Genomic DNA, 21765 nt, shown 5'->3' on the forward strand with positions numbered 1-21765 from the left:
GTCCGACGCACCCGCCCCGGGCAGCGTACGACCGGGACAGCGTGCGACCGGGGCGCCGCGGGACGGTCCCGCCCGACTTCGGGCGGGACCGTCCTGTGCGTCACCGGGCCGCAGTCCCGGTCGACGCCGTGCTCGGTGCCGGGGCATACCCGGCGGGCCGGGCGGTGAAGACTCCCCGGCCCCGGGTCCGGCTGCGCAGCCGGGTCGCATAGCCGAACAGTTCGACCAGCGGCACGGTCGCCGTGATCACCACAACGCCCGCCCGCGCGACGGAGCCCGAGACCTGCCCGCGTCGCGCCGCCAGGTCACCGAGGACCCCGCCCACGGCGTCGTCCGGCACGGTGACCGTGACGTCCGCCACCGGTTCCAGGAGAACCATCGCGCAGGCGCGCAGTGCCTCTCGCAGCGCGAACCGGCCGGCCGTCCGGAACGCCCGCTCCGAAGAGTCCTTCGGATGGGTCGCTCCATCGGTGAGGACGACACGCACCCCGGTGACCGGGTGCCCGCCGAGCGGCCCCTCGGCCAGCGCGTCACGGCACCCGGCCTCCAGCGCCCGGACGTACTCCTGTGGCACCCGTCCGCCGACGACGGTCGAGCGGAACTCGAAACGCGTCGCGCCCCCGCCGTCGCCGTCGCCCTGGACGTCCTCCAGCGGCTCCACGTCGAGCACGACATGGGCGAACTCACCGGCGCCGCCGTCCTGTTTGGCGTGCCGGTGGACCAGCCCCGACACTCCCCGGACGACCGTCTCCCGGTAGGCCACCCTCGGCCGGCCGACCCGGACGTCCAGACCGTGGGCGAGCCGGATCTTCTCCACCGCCACCTCCAGATGCAGTTCGCCCATGCCGGACAGGACCAGCTGGCCGGTCTCGGGGTCGGTGCGCACGACCAGCGAGGGATCCTCCTCGACCAGCCGCGTCAACGCGGACACCAACTGCTCCGCCTCAGCGCTGCCGACGGCCTCGACGGCCACCGAGACGACCGGATCGGCGACGGTCGGCGGTTCGAGAACCAACGGAGCCCCGGGGGCGCACAGGGTCGACCCGGCGCGGGCCGACTTCAGACCGACCACCGCGACGATGTCGCCCGCCACCGCCCGCTCCAGAGGGGCGTGGCGGTCGGCCTGGACCCGCAGGATCCGGCCGATGCGCTCGGTGCGCCCCGTGCCCGAGTCCCACACCGTCTCTCCCTTCCCGATCGTGCCCGAATAGACACGCAGATACGTCAGCCGCCCCGTGGCGGTCCCGTTCACCTTGAACACCAGTGCCGCGAAAGGTGCCGCCGGGTCGGCGAACCGCTCCTGTTCCCCACCGTCTTCCCCACCGTCCCGGGTGCCGCGTACCGCGGGCACGTCGCGCGGCGAAGGCAGGTAGGCCACCACGGCATCGAGCAGTGGCTCGATCCCGCGATTGCGGTAGGCCGAGCCGCACAGCACCACCACGCCGTCGCCGGAACGGGTCAGGTCGCGCAGTGCGGCGGTCAGGGTCCGCGCGGAGAGCGTCCCTTCCGCGCAGAACTCCTCGAGCGCGCCGGGGTGGAGTTCCGCCACCGCTTCCTCCAGCTGTCGGCGGCGGCCTTCCGCGGCGTCCCTCAGTGCCTCGGGCACCGGGCCTTCCTCGACCGTGTCGCGGCCTTCGGGCCAGACCAGTGACCGCATGCGCGGCAGATCCACCACACCGGTGAACCCGGACTCCGATCCGATCGGCAACTGGACGACCAGCGGGGCCGGATGCAGCCGCTCCCTGATCGACTCGACCGCGGTGTCGAGGTCGGCACCGGCGCGGTCGAGCTTGTTGACGAAGGCGATCCTCGGCACGCCGTACCGGTCCGCCTGGCGCCACACCGCCTCGCTCTGCGGCTCGACTCCCGCGACGGCGTCGAAGACCGCCACGGCGCCGTCGAGCACCCGCAGGGAGCGCGCCACCTCGTCGGAGAAGTCGACGTGGCCCGGGGTGTCGATCAGGTTGATCCGGTGCGCGTCCCAGGTACAGCTCACGGCCGCGGCGAAGATGGTGATGCCACGATCACGTTCCTGGGGGTCGAAGTCGGTGACGGTGGTGCCGTCATGGACCTCACCCCGCTTGTGGGTGCTCCCGGTGAGGTACAGGATCCGCTCGGTGAGGGTGGTCTTCCCGGCGTCGACGTGGGCGAGGATGCCCAGGTTGCGGACGGCGGCGAGCGGGGTGTCGAGGTGACGGTGCAGGTCGGTACGCACGGCCCATGGCCTTTCGGAATGATCCGGATGGGGCGGCGCGATTTCCCGGACGAAGCGGCCCGCGGTCGTGCCACGGGCCGTGCGGGGACCTCTGGCCACGGCACATCCCCATCGGGGCGTACGGAGCCGATCTGCCCGGCGACGGGCGGAGAGAGGTCAGATGTTCGTCACGGACCACCGGTGTCGGCCGCGCAGCCGGCACCGGGGACCCGGAGACACGAGGATCACCTCGTAGCGCGAAGGGGGAACGACGACAGCGATGCGGTGACGCACGGCCCGGCTCCCCTCACTCGTCAGGACGCGCGCCGTGATGTTCCGCAGGTGCGGTGAGCGCGCGTTGTGGGGTGAGTGTAGGGAGCGCGCAGCGGGCGGCGCACCGGAATTTCGCTCCTCGCGCCGCGCCCGGTCCCGGAGTTGACGGCTCCGAGGGGTCCGGGAGTTGACAACTCCGGCAGGTCTCGGAGCCGCAGGTCCCGGTCCGGTCCCGATGTGCGGATTCCGGGCAGGTCCGGTCAGAGCAGGCCGGAGTCGGCCTGCGAAAGTGCCCGGGCCAGCAGTCCACCGGGCGGCTCCGTGGGCCGCAGCAGTTCGGCGACGGCCGCCCCCGTGGCGCCGTGCCAGGTTCCGTACCGTCGGAGCATGGCGTGGTCACCGCGCTTGACCAGCAGCACACCCGCGCGGGAGCCGGCCGCCCTGGCCCGGCGGACGAACGCGATCGACTCCGACGGATCGGTGACGCGGTCGCGGTCACCGTGGAGCGCGATCACCTTCTTGTCCTCGAGGTGGGCCACCGGTTCGCCCTCCGGACACCAGGGCGCCAGCGCCACCACTCCCCCCACCTGTGTCGCCGCCGCGACGCGCAGGGCTGCCCGGCCGCCCATCGAATGACCCACGAGAATCACCGGCACCTCACCGACGAGGCGGGCGAGCTCCGCGAGTGCCCGCTGAACGTCATCGACGGGGTCGGCCCGTGAACCGTTCCAGCCCTGGAGGCGGTAGCGCACCTGCCCGAGGAAGACCTCGTCGTCCGGCACGGCCGCGGCGACGGCCCGGACCACGGGCCTCATCCGCAGCGCCGCCACGTTCCAGGGTCGTGAGGGAGCCAGGCTGTCGGCCCGGCCGCCGTGCAGAACGAGCACGGCCGCACGCACCGCGTCCGAGTGACGGACCGGCACCAGGGCGGTGTCCGCCCCGACCAGTCCACGCGCCGGTGCGCCAGAGGTTCTTGTCCGCGTTCGGCCTCGCATCACAGCTCTTCCCGTGTTCCGACTCCGCCTGTGGGAGAAGTGTCCCATCGCGGGTCACATCTCTCGGTGGTGCCGACTGGCGAGAACCCGTCGCACTCCGTCATTCGGGCCACTGCCGGGGCCGCGATCACCCTCGTAGCGTCTCGCTCATGCTCTTCGTCGCACCCGTGCTCATCGGTGTTCTCTACGCGTTTCTCATGTCCCTGCTCCGGGAACCCGCGAGGCGGCGGTTCAACGCCATCATGGTCGCCGGGGCCGGGCCCCCGAGGCCAGGCCCCCCTGGACGGAACCGGTGGCGCGGTGGTCCCCGCACACATAGTGTCGCGGGCCGACCCGGGCGGTACGGCTGAGCGGCTGCGGAGGCGGCACGGCCGGCAGCGCGTCGGGCACCGTACGAACGGTCAGCGGCTGCCAGGCGCCGGTGTCGGTGCCGTACGCCTCGGCGAGCGTTCCGCGCACCTCCGCCTCACGTCCGTCACGGGGCGCGGTGTGGTAGCACGTCGTCACCGTGCGGTACTCGGGCGTCTCCAGCCCGGCAGCAGTGCGGCTGCCTGGCCGGGCCCGGTCGCCACCACCACCCGCGCGGCCAGTTCGCCCCCTGTGCCCAGGAGGGCGACCGCAGCGCGCGCAGTGCGAGGCGCCGGCGGACCTGGGGGTAGGGGTGTTGAACACCTGGAAGCTTCGATCAACGGCTCCGTCGTCGCGGTGATGCCCGGCGCGGTGATGCCCGGCGCGAAAACGCCGGCACTGCCCCCGAAAGGGGGCAGCACCGGCGGACGGGGCGGTGTCAGTGTCCGGACCCGTAGTGTCCGCCGAGCTGATCGCGGTAATGCGGGTCGCCGAGGTGCTTCTCCTTGTCGAACTCCGGTGCCGACTTGATTTCGTCCTTCGTCCGGGCGACGTGGACGGTCTTGTCCTCGTGGGTGATCGTGGTGATCGTCCCGGCGGGCAGCAGGACCTCCTTGCCGAAGATCCAGATGCCGGTGTCGACCACGATGTACTGGGATCCGACCTCGTCCGAGTGCTTGTCGACCTTCCCGATGTGTCCATCGGTCGCTTCCACCCGGTACCCGGTGAGGTCCGCGTCGGGTGTGTGGCCGCTGGTCGGAGTGTAGGCCCACAGATTCTCGTACATGAAGAAATCCTCCAGCTCTGTCGCGGTGCGCTTGAAAACACCGGGTGTCCGTTCAGCGCGCGCCGACACTCTTTTCCCCGAAGAGAATTCTCAGAGAATTGCGATTTTCAACCAACACGGGAATTCTCCGCGCGGAAAAAGGAAATCGTCCGGCGTCCGGCGGCCCGCCCGGCCCCACCGTGATGCGCACGACCGCCGGAAGGGGGAGCGTGGTGGGGTAGGGAGGAGTGCTATGGGCACGGCCGACCACCGGCATCGCGGCTGGGAGAGCCAAGGCTGGCTGCGCGGAGCACCACCACCGCGCTGGGTGCGGGTGCTGCCGCCCGCCCTGCTGGTGGCGGTCTGCACCGCCGAACTCCTGAGTCGGTATCCCTTGGACATCGGCTTCCTGCTGGGCGCCATCCCGTCGCTGGCCGTGCTCTCCTACGGACCCGTGGCGACGGCCATGTTCGGCGCCGTCGTCATCGTGTTCCTGTACGTACCGCCGCTCCAGCTCAACCATCCGGGCAACACCGACCTGCTGACCATCACCTTCGTCGCGATCCTGAGCGTCGCCATCTCCCTGGTGCGCAGTCGGCGCGACGCCCATCTGGTCACGGTGCGCACCGTCGCGGAGGCCGCCCAGCTCGCCGTGCTGCCACCGCTTCCCGAACGCGTCGGCCCGGTGCGCTGCACGGCGTTCTACCGGGCGGCGCAGCGCGAGACACTGGTGGGTGGCGACTTCTTCGACGTGCGCGCCGGCCCGTACGGTGTGCGGGCGGTGATGGGCGATGTGCAGGGGCACGGTCTGTCGGCCGTCTCGACCGTCGCCTCCCTCCTCGGGGCGTTCCGGGAGACCGTGCTCGACCAGGGCGACCTGAAGTCGGCCGCGGCCCGCCTCGATCGCCGGCTCGTCGTGGACTCGGCCCAGACCGCACACGCCGAACTGTTCGCGACCGCTCTGCTGCTGGAGTTCTCGCCCGACGCGGACGCGGTGCGTCTGACGTCCTGCGGACACCCGCATCCGTTTCTGCTGCGCGACGGCAAGGCCGTCGAGCTCGTTCTCGAACCGGGAGCCCCCCTCGGGCTCGGGTTCTTCGACATCTCCCCGCCGCAGATCTGCACCGTCCGGCTGGAGCGCGGCGACCGGCTGTTCCTCGGCTCCGACGGAGTGTCCGAGAGCCGGGACGAGACGGGCGCCTTCTATCCCCTGGCCGAGCGCCTGACCACGTTGGCCCAAGTGAGGTCGGCCGACCTCACCGACCGCCTCTGGGAGGACCTCCTACGGTTCTGCACCGCCGTGCGTGACGACGTCACGATGCTGGTCCTCACCCCCGCCCCCCGGGGCGAGCGGGGGTGAGGACGGATCGCCCGCCCGGACCGCGCGGGGCGGGCCGGACGGGCGAGGTCGGCGGGCGGACAGGTCAGGGGGTGAGCTGCCACTGCTGGATGTAGCCGACGTCGATCGAGGCGGTGTCCTGGACCCTCAGCTTCCAGGTGCCGTTGACGGGTTGCGCGGAGGCGTCGACCGTGAAGGTCTGGTCGACGTTGTCGGCGCTGCCCCCGCTGTGGTTCAGGAGCGAGTAGACGGTGCCGTCGGGGCCCACGAGCGAGACCGTCAGGTCACCGCGGTAGGTGTGGATGATCTTGACGTAGACCTGGGTGGTGGCCGACGCGTTGCCGGTCCGGCCGGTGACGGTGATGGGTGACTCGACCGCGGCTCCGGCGTCGGGGATGTCCACCCGCGTGCTGTTGGCGTAGATGTTCGCCACCCGCCAGGTGAAGCTCACCGAGACGGACGCTCCCGTGCTGTCGGTGACCGTGACGGTCACGGGGCTGGTCCCGGTGGTGGTGGGAACTCCCGAGATCAGGCCGGTGTCGCTGATCGTCAGACCGTCCGGCAGGCCGGTGGCCGCATAGGTCAGGCTCGCGCCGGAGTTGGTGGTGTAGGCGCTGGTCTGCAGGGAGACCTGCTGGCCGACGCCACTGGTCTGGTCGTCGATCGGGGCCACGTTGACGCCCAGCGCGATCCGGTCGCCGACGTGGATCCCGGCCCAGGCGGCGGCGACGGCGAGGTAGGTGTCGCTGTACGCGCCGAAGAGGTCGGCGGCGGCCTGGAGGGTCGCGGTGCGGGCTCCGGCGTAGTTGGTGCTGGAGGTCATGTAGGTGGTCAGGGCCCGATACCAGATTCGCTGGGCGTTCTCGATGCCGATACCGGTCACGGGTACGCCGTCGTAGGTCGGGCTGTCGTACGAGACCCCGTTGACGGTCTTGGCACCGCTGCCCTCGGAGAGCAGGTAGAAGAAGTGGTTGGCCGGTCCGGAGGAGTAGTGGACGTCGAGGCCGCCCAGCGAGGAGTCCCAGTTGTCGCGGGACGCCCCGTCCTTGGAGGGCTTGTCCATGTACCGCAGCGGGGTGCCGTTGCCGTTGATGTCGATCTTCTCGCCGACCAGGTAGTCGGGGACGTCGGCGGACAGGTTGGCGTGGAACTCCACCGCGGCGGCGAAGATGTCCGAGGTCGCCTCGTTGAGGCCACCGGACTCACCCGAGTAGGTGAGGCCCGCGGTGGCGGCGGTCACGCCGTGGCTCATCTCGTGGGCGGCCACGTCCAGGGCGGTCAGGGGGTGCGTGTTGCTCGCGCCGTCCCCGTACGTCATGCAGAAGCAGCTGTCGGACCAGAAGGCGTTGACGTAGCTGTTGCCGTAGTGCGCCCGGCTGTAGGCGGCCACGCCGTCGTTGCGGATGCCGTTGCGGCCGAAGACGTCCTTGTAGTAGTCCCAGGTGGCCGCGGCGCCGAAGGCGACGTCCACGCCGGCCGTCTGCCGGTTGCTCTGGGTGCCGTCTCCCCAGACATCGTTGTCATCCGTGAAGAGGGTGCCGGTGCCAGACGTTCCCTGGTTCAGGTCGTAGGTGCGGTGACCCGCGCGGTCGCCGTCCACCAGCTGGTACGTGGAGCCGGACGGCGTGGTGCTGAGCGGAACCGATCCGCTGTACTGGCCCGTGCCCGTGCCCGTGCCCGTGCGCACCGCCTGGAAGTCGAACAGGGCCTTGCCCGAGGTGGCGTCGGTGATGACATGGAGCTCGCTCGGCGTGCCGTCGTCCTGGGTGCCGCCGACCACCGACTCCCAGGCCAGCACCGGCTCGGCTCCGGCGGCCCAGACGACGAGCCGGGGAGCGCCGTCGACCGCGGGACGCGTGGCGTCGGCCTTCTTCGCGATCGCGAGTGCCTTGTGGGCGGCGGTGGCGGACGTGACGCGGGCGGTGGTGGTAGGCACCTTGAGGTCGGCCTTGCTCGTCTCGGAAACGGTGGACAGACCGTTCCTGACGTGTACGACGAGGTCGCCGCCGAGGACCGGCAGTCCGGCGTAGGTGCGCTCGTAGCGGGTGTGTGTGGTGCCGTCGGCGTCCTTCGAGACGTCCTTGACGATCAGCTTCTCCTTGGAGCCGAGGTCGAGGATCTTCGCGGTGTCGCCGACCGCGGCGGTGGCGCTCTTGAGCAGCGCGGCGTGCGCGGCGGGAGACAGCTTCGCCGGGGCCGCGGCGGCCCGGGGGGTGGCGACGATCTTCGCGTGGCCGCGTTCACGGGGAGCCGCGGACGCGACGCCGGTGTGGAAACCGGCGGCGAGCAGCGTGCCGGCGGCGGTGAGCGCCAACGCCGCGGTGTATCTGCGTCGGTGCGAGGTGCGGTGGGGCGGGAGCAAGGGCTTCTCCTTCTGGCGACGATCGGCCCGTGGTCGAGGCCGAGAGAGCGGGCCGGCAGGGTGTGGCCGACTGGCAAGGCGCTGAGCAGGGAAGGGCGCTGCACGAGGTGACCCACGAGGGGTGTGACGGAACTCGGCGGCGCGCGACAGGTGGGGGGTGTGAAGGAACGGTGAACGTTCAAGAGCAGACTGGCATCGCATGCACAGTTTTGTCATGGAGATGACAAAGCAAAGGCTGAAAATGGCTATTGCTTGCTGGATGTTCACCCCGGCTCAGGGCGCTTTTCGGCCGGTGCCGGACGGTCCGGGTGGCGTGGGTGGCGTGGGTGGCGTGGGTTCACGGTTACGGGAAGCTGCTCACGCCGGTTCCCGTGGACCGGACCGATACGGGGGACACTGGCCTGACGATGAATCAGCGGAATCAGCGGAACCAGGGAACGCGCCGCCGGCCGGTGCGGTTCGCGACGTTCAATGTGCTGCACGGTCGGCCGCTGCCGGACGGAGGGCCTCCCCTCTCCCTCGCCGCGAACCCGGCCGAAGGACCGCTCGCCCGAGCCGTCCTTTCCCTGGACGCCGATGTCCTGGCGTTGCAGGAACTGGACCGCCTCCAGGAGCGATCGGGCGGCGTCGACCAGGCGGCGGTCGCAGCCGACGCGGCGGGGCTGAAGCACTGGCGCTACGCGAGCGCGTGCCACGCCCGTTCCACAGCGGACCGGGGGTGGATCCTCGCCCCGGCCGAGCCGGGGCTACGGGTGTACGGCCCGCAGGACGCCGACTCGGCCACGGACGTCCCCTCGCACGGGATCGCGTTGCTGTCCCGCTTTCCGGTACGGGACTGGCGGGCCCGGCGGCTGGCTCCCGCGCCCCTCGGTATGCCCCTGCGGATGGCCGGGCGGCCCGGGCTCACCCTGGTCCGGGACCAGCCGCGCGCCGCGCTGGCCGCCGTACTGGAGGCACCGGGCGGTCCGTTCACGGCGGTGGCGGTGCACCTGTCGTTCGTACCGGGCTGGAACGTCGCACAGCTGCTCGCCGTCCGAGACTGGATCGCCGACCTTCCCTCACCTCATGTCCTGCTGGGCGATTTCAATTTGATCGGTGCTCTGCCCAGGGTCGTACTGAACGCTCCCGGGAAGACGCGCACCCCACCGTCGCCCCGCGGCTGGTTCGATCTGGCCCGCACCCCGACCTATCCCGCGCATCGCCCGGTCGTGCAGTTCGACCATGTGCTCGCGAACGGCGTCGGCGTGGCAGCGGCGAGCGGAGCGCGCACGCCCGCGACGGGGATCTCGGACCATCGCCCGCTCGTGCTGGAACTGTCCCTGTGACCCCGCCCGTTCAGCCCGCCGTGCCGAGGGCGGCGCGTGTCATGAGGCCGACGGCCGGGGCCGAGCGGGACGGTGTCCCGCTCTCGCGGTGGACGGCGGACAGATGCGTCTGCTCATTTCAGCGAGCATCGGGGCCTTGCCGTTGCGGCACAGGCGGCGCTGGGGCTAGAGCTAGGGCGGAGCGTGATTCATGCTGGTCACGAGAGTTCGGTCATGTGGTGTGTGCTGGTTCGCCCCGGTTCAGCATGACGGGTCGTCGGCCTTCCCGGTAGGTGGCCACAACGTGACCGCTGACGAGCTTTGATGCGCCGCAACGCAGGTCATGACGGGGCGGCCCACCTGGTGACGGGCAGACCGACCCGCAAGAGGCCTCGGTCTCTTCGGGCGTAGAGGAGCATGGCGAGCACCAGGGTTACGCCACCAGTGGCTACTGTCAGTGGCCCCATAAGCGTGGGGTGCTCGTGCGTGAGGTACGCCAAGAAAACGAAGAGCAGGCAAAGAACGGTGATCGTGAGCATCGGGATCGTCTGTGACTGGTCTTGAGGTTCCCGTGGATCACCGCTCATCGGACCACCTCTGCTCGCCGTCGTTCGAGCACCTCAGCAGCCTCACGGATGGTCTCCTCTGCGGCAGTTGGTGATCTTGAGGCTCATGGTTGTTCACGAGAAATGGTTCTGGCTCACTTTCCGGTCTCTGTCGCTGATTTGGGGGTGGTGGCTGGTTGACCAAGGTGACAGGAGAATTCGGCGTCGCAGGAGGTCGAAGTTGGCCCGGCCGTACATCTGTCTCTTCAGCAGTTTGATCCTGGTGACGTTGCCCTCGACCGCTCCTGAGGTGAAGCTGGTGGTCAGGGCGGCGAGTACGGCTGCCCGGTCGCGCCGTATGCCGGCGGCCAGGGTACGGAGTTCTCGTTGTCCGTCGAGGCGGACATCGGCAAGCCAGACGTCGAGCGCCAGGTGCTCGCTGCGGCGTTCGCGCACCATCGAGGCGAGGCGGCGGGCGTACTGCGTGGTCGTGGCCAAGGAGGGGCTGCGTTCACACAGCTCGTCGAGGCACTTGCGCTCGGTCTCGGTGAGTAGCTCGGGGCGGCGCATGATCCAGTCGGTGACCCTGCGGACGGTCAGGTGGGGCAGCGGTGCATCGGTCGGGATCGTCCCGGTGCGGTAGGGACGCAGGTGGCGGCGGACGGTGTTGACGTCTCCGCGGTAGCCCAGCTGCTGGATCTCCCGGGTGAGTGCGGCAGCGTTGGTGCAGCCCTCCATCCAGCGGTGATGCAGGTAGAGGCGGTAGTCGTCGATCATGCTCGGGCGGTGGGTTGCCGCGACGAGAAGCTGCTCGACATCGGCGGCCCGGGCGAAGCGCAGCACGGTGCCGCGGCTGAGGCGGAGCTCCCGGGCGATGGCTCGCAGGCTGTCGCCGCGTTCGATGCGTTCGTGGATCTGCTGGTGGCGCTCGCGGGTGCGGGCGATCAGCGGCCGAGGCCGTCCGTGCACGTCCAGCTCGTCCAGGGCGGAGGGGTGGACGCCTGCGGGTGGACGGATGGCGTCCTGGTTGGGCCGGACGGTGAGGGGTTCGCGCAGGTCGGCGCGGTGTCGTCCGACGACGCGCTCGACGGCTTCGGCGAGGTTGTGCAGCAGGTGCCAGGCGTCGGCCACTTGCCGGGCCTGTGGTGCACCGGCGTGGGCGCCGTCGCGGAAGGAGCCGGCCCGGTCGCGGCAGACGACCTTTACCTCAGGGTGTTCGCGAAGCCAGACCGCGAAGGTGTGCGCGGCGCGGTCCGCGAGGACGTCGACGGGACGGCGGGTGTTCATGTCGACGAGGACCGTCGCGTAGGTCCGGCCGCGGCGCACGGCGAACTCGTCGACGCCCAGACACGGGACAGATTCCGGCGCCGGGACGGGCAGTGCGCGAAGGAGCCGGAGCAGGGTGTCCTTGCCGGTGGTGACGGCCAGGCGTCCGCACAGATTGGCTCCCGCACGTCCGCCCAGAAACAAGGCAATGTCCGTGAGCTGAGTCGTGAGGGCATTCGTGCGGCGGGCATGTCGACGCGTCAGGTCCGGTATCTGCTCGGCAAACGTCCGACGCCCACAGCCGCCGTTAGCACACACGAGACGACGTGCCCGCAGCTCGAGTCGCACCTGACGGCCGACGACGGGACGGTCCGCCAGACACCGCTGGTAGTAGCAGTGCACACGCGAGGATCTCCATCCACATCCCGGACAGACGGCCGACTCCACCGTGGACCGCACAGTAAGCCGGACCTCAGCGTCCCCAAGAACCACTCCATCTACCGCCACCCCAACCCCCGGAAGAAGAAGGTCGGCGAGGCGAAACACATCCCCCACGCCCAGGTGATGCCCACCTGCTCTCGATCGTCACCACCCCCAAATCAGCGACAGAGCCCGGAAAGTGAGCCAGAACCCGAGAAATAGCAGCAGCAGTACGGCGGCCTGCGCTCGTGAGGGCGGTGGGCCGTGGCGCTGACATGTGGAGAGCAGTCGGTCTTGTCAGCGAGCCGGTGGGGTGAGGGCGGTGCGGTCGAACGGGCCACCATGTGAGGCGGCGTACGTGACGGCGTCGTTGACGGCATTGAGGCCGAACGACCGGACCCGTTCGGGGGCGAGGTCCAGGGTGCCCGAGGCGAGGAGCCGGATGATGCCGACGTTCGCTGTACGCGGGTACATCCACTGGCCGAGCACGGTGATCGAGTTGCGCATGATCCATGGGTACGGGAGCGCGAGGTCGTCGCCCCCGAGCATGCCGACGCCGCCCATGAGAACGACGCGGCCGTACTCGCGCACGGTCATGGCTGCCGTGCGCGCCGCCGAGCTGGGTGCGCTCGGCGGTAGCAGGTCGATCACCATGTCGATCGGGCCGTCGCCCGCCGCGGACATCGCCGCGCGGTCGCCAGCCTCGTCCCCGGTTAGCGGGACCGGGCGCACACGCGGACCGAACCGGTCGGTGAGGAGGCCGAGCGCGGCCCGGTTGCGGCCCGGGGCGACCACGCAGCCCGCCCCCATCGCGATCGCGACCGCGACCGCACTGCTGCCGAGGTTGCCGGTGGCCCCGCTGACGAGCAGCGTCTCACCGGCTGCGAGCCCGCCGGCCAGCAGCCCGCCGTAAGGGATGACGTGCACGCCGAGCGCGGCCCAGCAGGCCGGGTCCTCCCCCGCGCCGGCGGGCAGCGGGAAGACGCTCTCCGTCGGGACCCGCATGAGCTCGGCGAACGATCCGTCGTGCAGGTACCGGGCGAGCCGCGCCCCGCCCTCGCCGCGGGAGCTCCAGCCCTGGAGCGTGATGTCGGGCGTCAAGGCGTCGTCCCGCGAGCGCACCGTGGAGTCGCACCACACCAGGTCGCCAGGGCGCCGCCGGGTGGCGTCCGGGCTCACGTGGACGACCCGTCCCACGCCGCCGATCCCGGGCACGACGGGCGGGACCAGGGGGTAGTTTCGCTCGCCGCTGAAGACCTCGGCCGCGTACGGGGCCACGCAGGTGGCGAGCACCTCGACCACCACCTCTATGGGGTGACGGCGCTGTCGCAGGCTGCCGCCGGTGAGCGGTTGCCGACGCTGGCGGTGGTCCTGGCGTACGTGGAGGCGTGCGGGGGCGATCCGGCGGAGTGGGAGGCTCGTTGGAAGCGGGCAGTGGATGAGGCCGCTGCATCGAGTTCGGAGGACGCGGAGAGCGGGGAGCCGCCGTATCGGGGTTTGGCTCGGTTCGAGCCCGGCGACAGCAGCCGGTTCTTCGGCCGTGACAAGCTCACCTCGGACGTACTGGAGCTGGCAGGTCGGCGACGGTTCGCTGCGGTGTTCGGGGCGTCCGGCAGCGGCAAGTCCTCACTGCTGCGCGCTGGCCTCATCCCCGCCCTACGGGACACCCAGGACGTCGCACTGCGCCCGGCCGCCATCCGGATCCTGACCCCGGGCCAGCTCCCAGCACGCACGCACGCCCAGGTGTTTGACACCGGTCCCGGCGCGGATGGTGCTCAGGCGGATGTGTTCGTGATCGTTGATCAGTTCGAGGAAGTCTTCACCCTCTGCCACGATCCGGCCGAACGCGCCGCTTTTATTGACGTGCTCCTGACCGCGCGACAACCGGACAGCCGGCTGCGGATACTCCTGGCGGTGCGCGCCGACTTCTACGGCCGCTGCGCCGGACACCCCGGCCTGGCCGAGGCGTTGCGCGACGCCAACCTGCTGGTGGGTCCCATGAGTCCGGTGGAACTACGCGAGGCAATCGTCAAACCGACCGCAGCCGAAGGCCTGACCGTGGAACGCGCCTTGACCTCCCGCCTGGTCGAGGAAGTCGCCAACGCCCCGGGCGGACTGCCGCTGCTCTCGCACGTGCTGCTGGAGACCTGGCGCCGCCGCCGCGGCAAGACAATGACCCTGGCCGGCTACGAGGCGGCAGGAGGTATGGAGGGCGCGGTCGCCAAGACCGCCGAGGACGCCTACGGCCGGTTCACTGCAGCCCAGGCGGCCGCGGCCCGCCGGCTGCTGCTGCGCCTGGTCGCCCTCGGTGATGGCGCCCTCGACACCCGTCGCCCCGCCGACCGGGAGGAACTTCAGGCCACCGGCGCTCAGGAGACCGAAACCGAGAACGTTCTGGAGGCTCTGGCTCAGGCACGGTTGCTCATTCTTGACGGCGACACCGTCGAGCTCGCCCATGAAGCCTTGTTGACCGCCTGGCCGAGGCTGAGTGATTGGATTGAACAGGAGCGTGAACGTCTGCGCGCACACCGCAAACTCGCCGAAGCCGCCCACGCGTGGGAAGACCTGGGCCGGGACACGGGGGCTCTGTACCGCGGCACCCGCCTCGCCACCGCCCAGGAACACTTCGGGTCCGCGCAAGCTGCGGACCTCACCAGGCTGGAACATGCATTCCTCACCGCCGGCATCACCGCACACAAACAGGAAGAGCAGGCCGCCGCCCGCACCACGCGGCGCCTGCGCGCCCTCACCGCGTCCCTGGCTGTCCTGCTGGTCCTGGCAGTCATCGCTGGGCTCGTCGCGTGGCAGCAGAGCCGGCTCAGCAACCAGCAGAAGCACAGCGCCGACTCGGCCCGGCAGGTGGCCCTCTCCCGTCAGCTCGCCGCGCAGTCCTCCGCTCTCATCGACACCAACTCCGACCTGGCCTCGCTGCTGGCCGTCCAGGCCTACCGGACCAGTGCGACCTCCCAGGCGATAGAGAGCCTTTATGCAGCCGCTGCCGTCCCTCTCAAGCACAGGCCTACCGGCCAGCGCGGCGCTGTCTCCTCGGTGGCCTTCACCCCGACGGGCGCACCCTTGCCACCGGCAGCACCAGCGACGACCAGCTGTGGGACACGCGCACCGGCCGACTGGGCAGAACCTTCAACGGGCAGAGCGAAGCTACGGCGTTGGTGGCGTTCAGCCCCGACGGGCAAACCCTGACCACCGCCGGCAACTTCGGACACGGGGTAGACCTGTGGAACGTGACCACTGGACACGCTCGCATGAATCCGCTGGCGTATCCGGAAGCCGCTGACTGGGAGAGTCAGGGGGCAGCCACAGAGGCGTTCACTGCGGACGGGCGCATCCTGGCGGTGGGAGGCGAGGACGGCACACTGCAACTGTGGGACACACGCACCGGCCGCCTCCAGAGGACACTGGCCCAAGGCGCCCACGCCGCGGACTCCGAAGCCACCGTACGCGTGACCTCGATCGCCTTCAGCCCAGACGGACGCACCCTCGCGACAGGCAGCGAGGATGGCACGCTACAACTGTGGGACACGCACACCGGCTGCACCCGGGCCACCCTCGCCGGCGACCCGGCCATCGTGGCCTCGATGGCGTTCGCCCCGGACGGACACGCCCTGGCGGTGGGAGGCGAGGACGGCACACTGCAACTGTGGGACACACGCACCGGCCGCCTCCAGAGGACACTGGCCCAAGGCGCCCACGCCACAGACTCCGAAGCCACCGTACGCGTGACCTCGATCGCCTTCAGCCCAGACGGACGCACCCTCGCATCCGGCAGCGAAGACCGCACCGTGCGGCTGTGGGACACCGGCACAGGCCGCCTCCGAAGAAGCCTGGCCGGCCACGCCCACGGCGTGCGCTCCATAGCGTTCAGCCCGGACGGGCGCACCCTGGCATCCGGTGATGACGACGGCAGCGTGCGGCTGTGGGACATGACACTCGGCGCGTCCAATTCCGTTCTCGCCGATCCCCGCATGAAGGCGGACTTGATGGCCTTCAGCCCGGACGGCAGCACCCTGGCCACCGCGAATTACGGTGGCCATCCCGTGCAGGTATGGGACGTAGCCGCACGACGCCTGCGCACGAGCGTTGCCGTACCGACCCGGGAAGCAGGCTCGATGGCCTTCAGCCCGGACGCCGGCACCCTGGCCACCGCGAGCATCTCCGGACTCGGGGCGTACCTGTGGGACACGCGCACCGGCCGCCTCCGCGTGCGTCTGTGGGACACTGCCAGCGGCCACAGCCGCGCGAGCCTGGCCGGGTACACCGGCGAGGCAGGATCCGTGGCCTTCAGCCCGGACAGCCGCGTCCTGGCCATCGGCGCCATAGACGGCACGGTGCGCCTGTGGGACGCCGCCACCGGCAGCGCACTGGCCACGCTCACCGGGCACACGAATACCGTGCTCGCACTGGTATTCAGCTCAGACAGCCACACCCTGCTCACCGCCAGCGCCGACCAGACCGTACGCCTGTGGAACATCCCCCTGCCTCCCCCCGCCACAGCCATCAGGAGGATCTGCCGGGCTCTCGGCCGTGACCTCACCGCGCCGGAACGCTCAACGTACCTACCGGACCAGGCACCACACGCCACATGCCCGACATGAAACCCGGGCCAGTCCATCCAAGTCGGTGACGGCACGAGGCCGGTTCCGTCCCCAGTGCTTGAAATCGCCGACACGGTAGCGGAGTTCGGCGCCACGCATGCCGCCCGCAACTGGGCGGCATCCTGACGCCGTCGGGCGGGCCCCGGGCGCTACGTGCGGCTCGGAGTCTTTCGCTGCTCGGGGTCAGCGGCATGGCGTGCGTGTAGGCCCTGGGACCTTGGACTGCTCCCCCTTCGGGCTATGTGGCGGCCGGTTGGGGTTCTGTGAGGCGGTCCAGCCGCCTGTAGAGCGCCCGTACGAGGCGGGCGCGGTTCTGGGCGCAGCGGGCGTTCTGGGCGTGCGTCCTGGAGTCTCAGGAGGGGGCACCCTGCCGTTGACGACACGAATAGTGCTCGGGCTTGTCTTCTGCATTTCGGAGGCTGGCCGGCTGACCGCAGCTGTGGCAAGGCGGGATCGGCTGGCCGGAGGCGTCGATCGCGGCCAGGACGGCAGCACCTGTAGCGGTGTGTCCCGTCTCGATTGATCTGGTTCGGAGCCAGGGCTGGGACCTGTGGGGACCAGGTCACTTGAGATGGTGAGCTCCCTCGAATCTCATGTGATCTGGTCTGCCGCCCGCAGATGGTGTCCGTCGTCTCAATCGTTGTGGTTCGCCAGCGGTGTTTCGAAGTGACTGCAAGACTGCATGTCGAGCCAGGTCTGGCTACCCGCCCGCGAAACGTGCTGCCAGGTCCATGGCCTCCTGGGTGAGTCTGATGTGCAGGCCGGCGTCGTCCTGGGTGGCGACCTGGGTAAAGCTGCCCTCGTGCCACCAGAACACCGAGGGGCTCAGCGCGCCCGGTGACTGCTCGAAGCCCATGGCGGCGAACCGGGCCATGGCGTGCAGCGAGGAGGCCACGCTCCTGTCGCGGACGACGTGGAAGGCGAGTTGGTGCCGGTGGGGCAGCGTGACCAGGATTCCGTCCGGCGCCGGTGCGTCCTTGGTGTAGCGGAGTACGACCTCGTCCAGGACCAGGGCGAGGCTCGCGATGAAGTACGAGCCGCCCATCAGCACGTCGAAGTGGGAGCCGTCCTTGTCCCTGACCACCTTGTGCTTGTCAACGCGGACGGCTCGTAGGTTCTGGAACGCACGGTCCCGAAGGGCTGTGATGTCACCCAGATCGGAGAGGGAGTCCGCGGTCAGCATGTCGACGGTTTCCGGGAGGTCGAGCGCCAGCACCTCCAACAGCCCCGGGACCGATGGGGGACCGTACCCGAAAGCCTTCAGGAGCGCGGGGTCGCTGGGAATGAAGCGGGGGTAGAGCTGGGCCAGGAGCTGTTCGTGCGGCAGGGCCTTGAGAGCCTGAGGTCCATCCATCGATCGGATGACCCGGTCGACATGTTCGTCTACGAGCGCCCGCCAGCATCGGGGGCCGCGGCTGTCGTGGTGGCACACGGCCGCGAGATTGGAGAGGCCGAAGCGCCAACCCGAGTCCGTGGTCACGCGGCCCGGTTCGACCGTTACCTCGATGCCGCGCTCCGCGAATGCCTCGCGGACGAAGGTACGCAACCGGGCAGCCTCCGCCTCGGACAGGAACGTGAACTCCCCGTCGCGCGGCAGGTCCACCCCATCACGACGCTCTCCGCGCCGAAATATCCCCACCAGGTCCCCAATCGCTCGAAGATGCGGATCATAGCCGCGACCGGCCCAGGCGCCTTCTTCAGGTGTGCACGCCCCGGTAGGGGGCGTGGACGCCGACGGCTCCTCGATATCCCTTCCTGGTGGCCTGCTCCCACGCCAGGAGCCAGATCACCTGAGGCGATTAGCGGAACGGACCAGATCATCCGATATTCCGGCCAGACCGACCGCGACGGGACGGGACACGTTGAGCCGAAGCTCAGGAGTTGTCACTAACGGGGGTCGAGCGAGCTGGCAATAGGGATCGGTCGAAGCATCCTGGTTGTCACAGGCGAGGCACCCGACTTGTCACAGACGCTCATTTCCGCCTGTCCCCGCGGCCCGCACCACGCTAGTGTCCTGCGCCAGTAGTTGATCGTTAGAAGTTGCGTGACTTCTACTGCTGGTGCGTCAGCTCCTCGTCGGGGCCCGAAGCTGGAACCGTTGCTGCTGTCTGATGACGAGCGGGCGGTGTTGGAGCGGTGGACGCGTCGGGCTACATCGGCCCAGGCGCTGGCCCTGCGCGCGCGGATCGTGCTGGCGTGCGCGGGCCCGGAGGTGCCGCCGATCGTCGCGGTCGCCCGGGAACTGCGGGTGACCGCGGACACCGTCCGCAAGTGGCGCCGACGCTTCCTCGCCGAGCGGCTGGACGGGCTGGCGGACGAGCCCCGGCCGGGCCGGCCGCCCACCATCAGCGTCGATCAGGTGGAAGCGGTGGTGGTCACCACGCTGGAACAGCTCCCGAAGAACGCCACCCACTGGTCGCGGACATCGATGGCGCAGCACAGTGGTCTGTCGAAGTCGACCGTGGGCCGGATCTGGCGGCAGTTCCAGCTCAAGCCGCATCTGGCGGACACCTTCAAGCTGTCGACGGACCCGTTGTTCGTGGAGAAGGTCTACGACGTCGTGGGCTTGTACTTCAACCCGCCCGAGGGTGCGGTGGTGCTGTCGGTGGACGAGAAGTCGCAGATCCAGGCACTGGACCGGTCCCAGCCGGTGCTGCCGATAATGCCGGGCATGCCCGAGCGGCGTACGCACGACTATGTGCGCAACGGCCTGACCACGTTGTTCGCCGCGTTCGATGTCGCCACGGGTGAAGTCATCACTGCCCTGCACCGCCGGCACCGGGCCGTGGAGTTCAAGAAGTTCCTGATCCGGATCGACAAGGAGGTGCCCGCGCACTTGCAGGTCCACCTGATCGTGGACAATTACGGCACCCACAAGACACCCGCGATCAAGGCTTGGCTGGCCAAACACCCGCGGTTCGAGCTGCACTTCACCCCGACCGGCTCGTCCTGGATCAACCAGGTCGAGCGGTGGTTCGGCTACCTCGCCCACCAGATGATCCGCCGCGGCGCACACAAAAACATCCAGGCCCTGGAAGCCGACATCCGGGCATGGGTCAAGGACTGGAACGAAGCCCCCAAGCCGTTCGTCTGGACCAAGACGGCCGAAGAAATCCTCGACTCCCTCGCCCGCTTCTGCCGACGGATCTCTGGCGCAGGACACTAGCGTCAAGTCCATGATCGTATGGCTCAACGGCACCCACGGCGCAGGCAAGACGACGACCAGTGCGCTCGTGCAGCAGCTGATCCCGGATTCACGGGTGTTCGACGCCGAGAAGGTCGGCGAGACACTCATGGACATCACGCCAGGGCTGCCCGCGACGGACAACTTCCAGCACTGGCCGCCGTGGCGGCCCCTCGTGGTCGAGACCGCCCGACGCGTCCTCGACTACACCGGCGGCACCCTGGTGATGCCCATGACGGTCCTGGTCGAGCAGTACTGGCGCGAGATCAGCTCGGGCCTTGCCCAGCACGCCATTCCAGTCCGGCACTTCGTCCTCCATGCCGACCAGGACGCCCTCCGCGGGCGCATCGCGGGCGACACCGTTCTTGGCCCCAACTCCCCGTTCCGTCTCCAATACCTTGAGCCCTACGCCGAGGCGGCCCGCACGTGGCTGCACGCCGAGGCCGAGGTCGTGGACACCACGCACCGCACACCCGCCCAGGCCGCCCAGCAGATCGCAGAGGCCGTCAAGAGTTGAGAGAACGACCTTCCGGCGTCAAACCTCGCAGATGACAACAAGCCTGCCTATGTGACAACTTTCGCGCCTCGGCTCAAGCGGTGTGCCGAGGCACGATAGTTGGCACCATCGGCGGCCACTGACCTGCGGCCCTGGCGCGACGAGGCTCGATAGTTGTCAGCAGGTCAGCACGCTACTTGTCACCAGCAACGCGGAAAGCATCGTAGTTGTCACCGGCTCCGGTGGCCCGTCGGCCAGCTGAGCTGCACGGCGCTGTGGGGCGCCAGTTGGCCACTTTGCGCATCACGATTGGCCGGAGGGCAGCGTTCTGTCCGCGTTTCACGTCACGCGGCGGACAGACGCCATGCCCCGGCCGAGCGCACCTGATAGTAGCCGCGGCCCGGCCACTGGAACGTGTGCTCCCCGGCGCTTCCCTCGGCCACCGTCACCCGGTAGGCGAGCCGGTCGTCCAGAGCCTCCAACTGGATCACGCTCGGTCCCTCGTACCGCAGAACACCCGGACCCGGCTCCCCCCGGTAGTGCACGACATCGGACCCGGTGCCGTTGATCTCGCCGTGGAAGCGGGGGACTTCTCGCAGTGGTGCCGGGGTCGCCGTCCACGCCTCCCGGCCGCCAGCGGCAAATACCCGGAAGGCGACTGCCTTCTTCGCCTCCGGCAGCGGAATCCTGGCGATGACAGGGGTACCGTCGCCTGACAGCCGGTAAAGCAGTGAGGAGCGCCCCTTCTTGTCCTCGAAACGCAGGTTGACCCGTGCCCGCTCATTCGTCGAGAAGACCATGAGGGCCGGCCGATACGACGGCATTGCCAGCTGATGCGTCTGCGCGCCGCTGCTTCCCTTCCCGCTGACCTGCGGCTGAGGGGCGCTCACCGGCGTCGTCTTCGGGAACTTGGCCGTACGCGGCTGTGCGCCAGGGAGCCTGCTGACCGCCTCCGGCCGCGGAGCGATCGGGCTCGGGTTCTCCGCCAGGCGCACCGCATCCGCTGCGCACACGGCGATGTCGCGGGCGATACCCCCGGGAGGCGCCCACCTGACCTGCCGGACGGCCCGCCCGTGCCGGGCGTCGAAAAAGCACAGCGGCATGCGCTCGGGCAGCGGCCCGTCGGTGAGCAGGGCGTCCAGACAGGCCAGCGCGTGCCTGCCCTCGTCCAGTGCGCGTAGGACGTCGAGTGCGTCCGCCCAGGTCTGGCCGCCGACGAAGTCCCGCTTCGCCTGCTCGTACGCGTCGAGGGCACGCGACAGCTCGGCGCGCATCGCATCTGTGGCACCGGGCTGGCCGGGGCTGAAGGAATGGGCGTTCAGGGCCTCACCGAAAGCAGTGATCTTGGCCTCGATCTCAGCAAGCGCCGACTCGTCGCGTGCGCGCCATGGCCACAATCGGCGGAGCCCCCCGCCCACTCCTCTACGCATGGCCGCCATCATGCCGTACGACCCGGCAGGCACCGGCTCACTCACAGGCGCCCCCAGCGGGCAGCTCTGCGCGCCCGTGCGATCGTGGTGAAAACAAGCCTGCCTTTGTGACCACTATCGTGCTTCGGCTCAAGCGGTCTGTGACTGAGCATCTGATTTGGCGAGTTGAGCACGGGACGGGCAGGGTGATGTTGGTTTCGGCATTTCCCCGGTGCCCGAGGCGTCCCCGC

General features: G+C 69.7%; 13 protein-coding genes and 2 pseudogenes. 6 read left to right on the plus strand and 9 right to left on the minus strand.

What is annotated here, in order from left to right; all coding sequences use genetic code 11:
• Positions 1-100: 100 nt before the first annotated feature.
• The 4 genes and pseudogenes from fusA to OG798_RS05890 form a co-directional block, all read right to left on the minus strand.
• Positions 101-2215: an elongation factor G gene (fusA, locus tag OG798_RS05870; RefSeq protein WP_328756470.1), complete on the minus strand. Its 2115-nt coding sequence runs from the start codon at positions 2213-2215 to the stop codon at positions 101-103.
• Between the two features lie 512 nt (positions 2216-2727).
• Positions 2728-3390, minus strand: coding sequence for an alpha/beta hydrolase (locus OG798_RS05875; protein WP_328756471.1), 663 nt, complete (start codon positions 3388-3390; stop codon positions 2728-2730).
• A 312-nt stretch (positions 3391-3702) separates the two neighbouring features.
• Positions 3703-4112: pseudogene (locus OG798_RS05885) on the minus strand (amine oxidase); the annotation flags it as partial.
• 137 nt (positions 4113-4249) lie between these two features.
• A complete protein-coding gene (locus tag OG798_RS05890) occupies positions 4250-4597 on the minus strand; it encodes a PRC domain containing protein (RefSeq protein WP_095856742.1) in 348 nt (115 codons plus the stop codon).
• Positions 4598-4829: 232 nt separating this feature from the next.
• Here OG798_RS05890 and OG798_RS05895 point away from each other — a divergent pair, with 232 nt between their 5' ends.
• Positions 4830-5936 (plus strand): PP2C family protein-serine/threonine phosphatase, encoded by a 1107-nt coding sequence (locus tag OG798_RS05895; protein WP_097226914.1) that lies wholly within the window; start codon positions 4830-4832, stop codon positions 5934-5936.
• A gap of 64 nt (positions 5937-6000) precedes the next feature.
• Here OG798_RS05895 and OG798_RS05900 read toward each other — a convergent pair whose 3' ends face one another.
• Positions 6001-8277, minus strand: a complete 2277-nt coding sequence (locus tag OG798_RS05900) for a M4 family metallopeptidase (protein WP_328756472.1) — start codon at positions 8275-8277, stop codon at positions 6001-6003.
• 407 nt (positions 8278-8684) lie between these two features.
• Here OG798_RS05900 and OG798_RS05905 point away from each other — a divergent pair, with 407 nt between their 5' ends.
• On the plus strand, positions 8685-9602 hold the full coding sequence (locus OG798_RS05905) for an endonuclease/exonuclease/phosphatase family protein (protein WP_328756473.1): 918 nt from the start codon (positions 8685-8687) through the stop codon (positions 9600-9602).
• Positions 9603-10261: 659 nt separating this feature from the next.
• On the opposite strand, the gene OG798_RS05910 is transcribed toward OG798_RS05905, so the two are convergent.
• Entirely contained in the window at positions 10262-11947 is a 1686-nt protein-coding gene (locus tag OG798_RS05910; RefSeq protein ID WP_328756474.1) for an ISL3 family transposase, read from the minus strand.
• A gap of 162 nt (positions 11948-12109) precedes the next feature.
• Positions 12110-13120: pseudogene (locus tag OG798_RS05915) on the minus strand (alcohol dehydrogenase catalytic domain-containing protein); the annotation flags it as partial.
• A 6-nt stretch (positions 13121-13126) separates the two neighbouring features.
• Here OG798_RS05915 and OG798_RS05920 point away from each other — a divergent pair.
• Together OG798_RS05920 and OG798_RS05925 are read left to right on the plus strand one after the other, a co-directional pair.
• Positions 13127-15013: an nSTAND1 domain-containing NTPase gene (locus OG798_RS05920; RefSeq protein WP_328756475.1), complete on the plus strand. Its 1887-nt coding sequence runs from the start codon at positions 13127-13129 to the stop codon at positions 15011-15013.
• A 41-nt stretch (positions 15014-15054) separates the two neighbouring features.
• On the plus strand, positions 15055-16425 hold the full coding sequence (locus tag OG798_RS05925) for a WD40 repeat domain-containing protein (protein ID WP_328756476.1): 1371 nt from the start codon (positions 15055-15057) through the stop codon (positions 16423-16425).
• A 700-nt stretch (positions 16426-17125) separates the two neighbouring features.
• On the opposite strand, the gene OG798_RS05930 is transcribed toward OG798_RS05925, so the two are convergent.
• Positions 17126-18028 carry a hypothetical protein gene (locus tag OG798_RS05930; RefSeq protein ID WP_267060578.1) on the minus strand — a complete coding sequence of 301 codons (903 nt, stop codon included), beginning with the start codon at positions 18026-18028 and terminating at the stop codon, positions 17126-17128.
• A 441-nt stretch (positions 18029-18469) separates the two neighbouring features.
• On the opposite strand from OG798_RS05930, the gene OG798_RS05935 reads away from it, so the two are divergent.
• Together OG798_RS05935 and OG798_RS05940 are read left to right on the plus strand one after the other, a co-directional pair.
• Positions 18470-19591 carry an IS630 family transposase gene (locus tag OG798_RS05935; RefSeq protein WP_438948367.1) on the plus strand — a complete coding sequence of 374 codons (1122 nt, stop codon included), beginning with the start codon at positions 18470-18472 and terminating at the stop codon, positions 19589-19591.
• A 10-nt stretch (positions 19592-19601) separates the two neighbouring features.
• Positions 19602-20126, plus strand: a complete 525-nt coding sequence (locus OG798_RS05940) for an ATP-binding protein (protein ID WP_267060579.1) — start codon at positions 19602-19604, stop codon at positions 20124-20126.
• Positions 20127-20449: 323 nt separating this feature from the next.
• Here OG798_RS05940 and OG798_RS05945 read toward each other — a convergent pair whose 3' ends face one another.
• Positions 20450-21535: a hypothetical protein gene (locus tag OG798_RS05945; RefSeq protein ID WP_267060580.1), complete on the minus strand. Its 1086-nt coding sequence runs from the start codon at positions 21533-21535 to the stop codon at positions 20450-20452.
• Positions 21536-21765 lie beyond the last annotated feature (230 nt).

Source organism: Streptomyces sp. NBC_00271 (genome assembly GCF_036178845.1).
Taxonomy (GTDB): domain Bacteria; phylum Actinomycetota; class Actinomycetes; order Streptomycetales; family Streptomycetaceae; genus Streptomyces.

Excerpts from the sequence above, each read along its gene's own strand:
- OG798_RS05890 (WP_095856742.1), bottom strand. The coding sequence starts at position 4,597 with ATGTACGAGAATCTGTGGGCCTACACTCCGACCAGCGGCCACACACCC.
- OG798_RS05895 (WP_097226914.1), top strand. The coding sequence starts at position 4,830 with ATGGGCACGGCCGACCACCGGCATCGCGGCTGGGAGAGCCAAGGCTGG.
- OG798_RS05905 (WP_328756473.1), top strand. The coding sequence starts at position 8,685 with ATGAATCAGCGGAATCAGCGGAACCAGGGAACGCGCCGCCGGCCGGTG.
- OG798_RS05940 (WP_267060579.1), top strand. The coding sequence starts at position 19,602 with ATGATCGTATGGCTCAACGGCACCCACGGCGCAGGCAAGACGACGACC.
- OG798_RS05945 (WP_267060580.1), bottom strand. The coding sequence starts at position 21,535 with ATGCGTAGAGGAGTGGGCGGGGGGCTCCGCCGATTGTGGCCATGGCGC.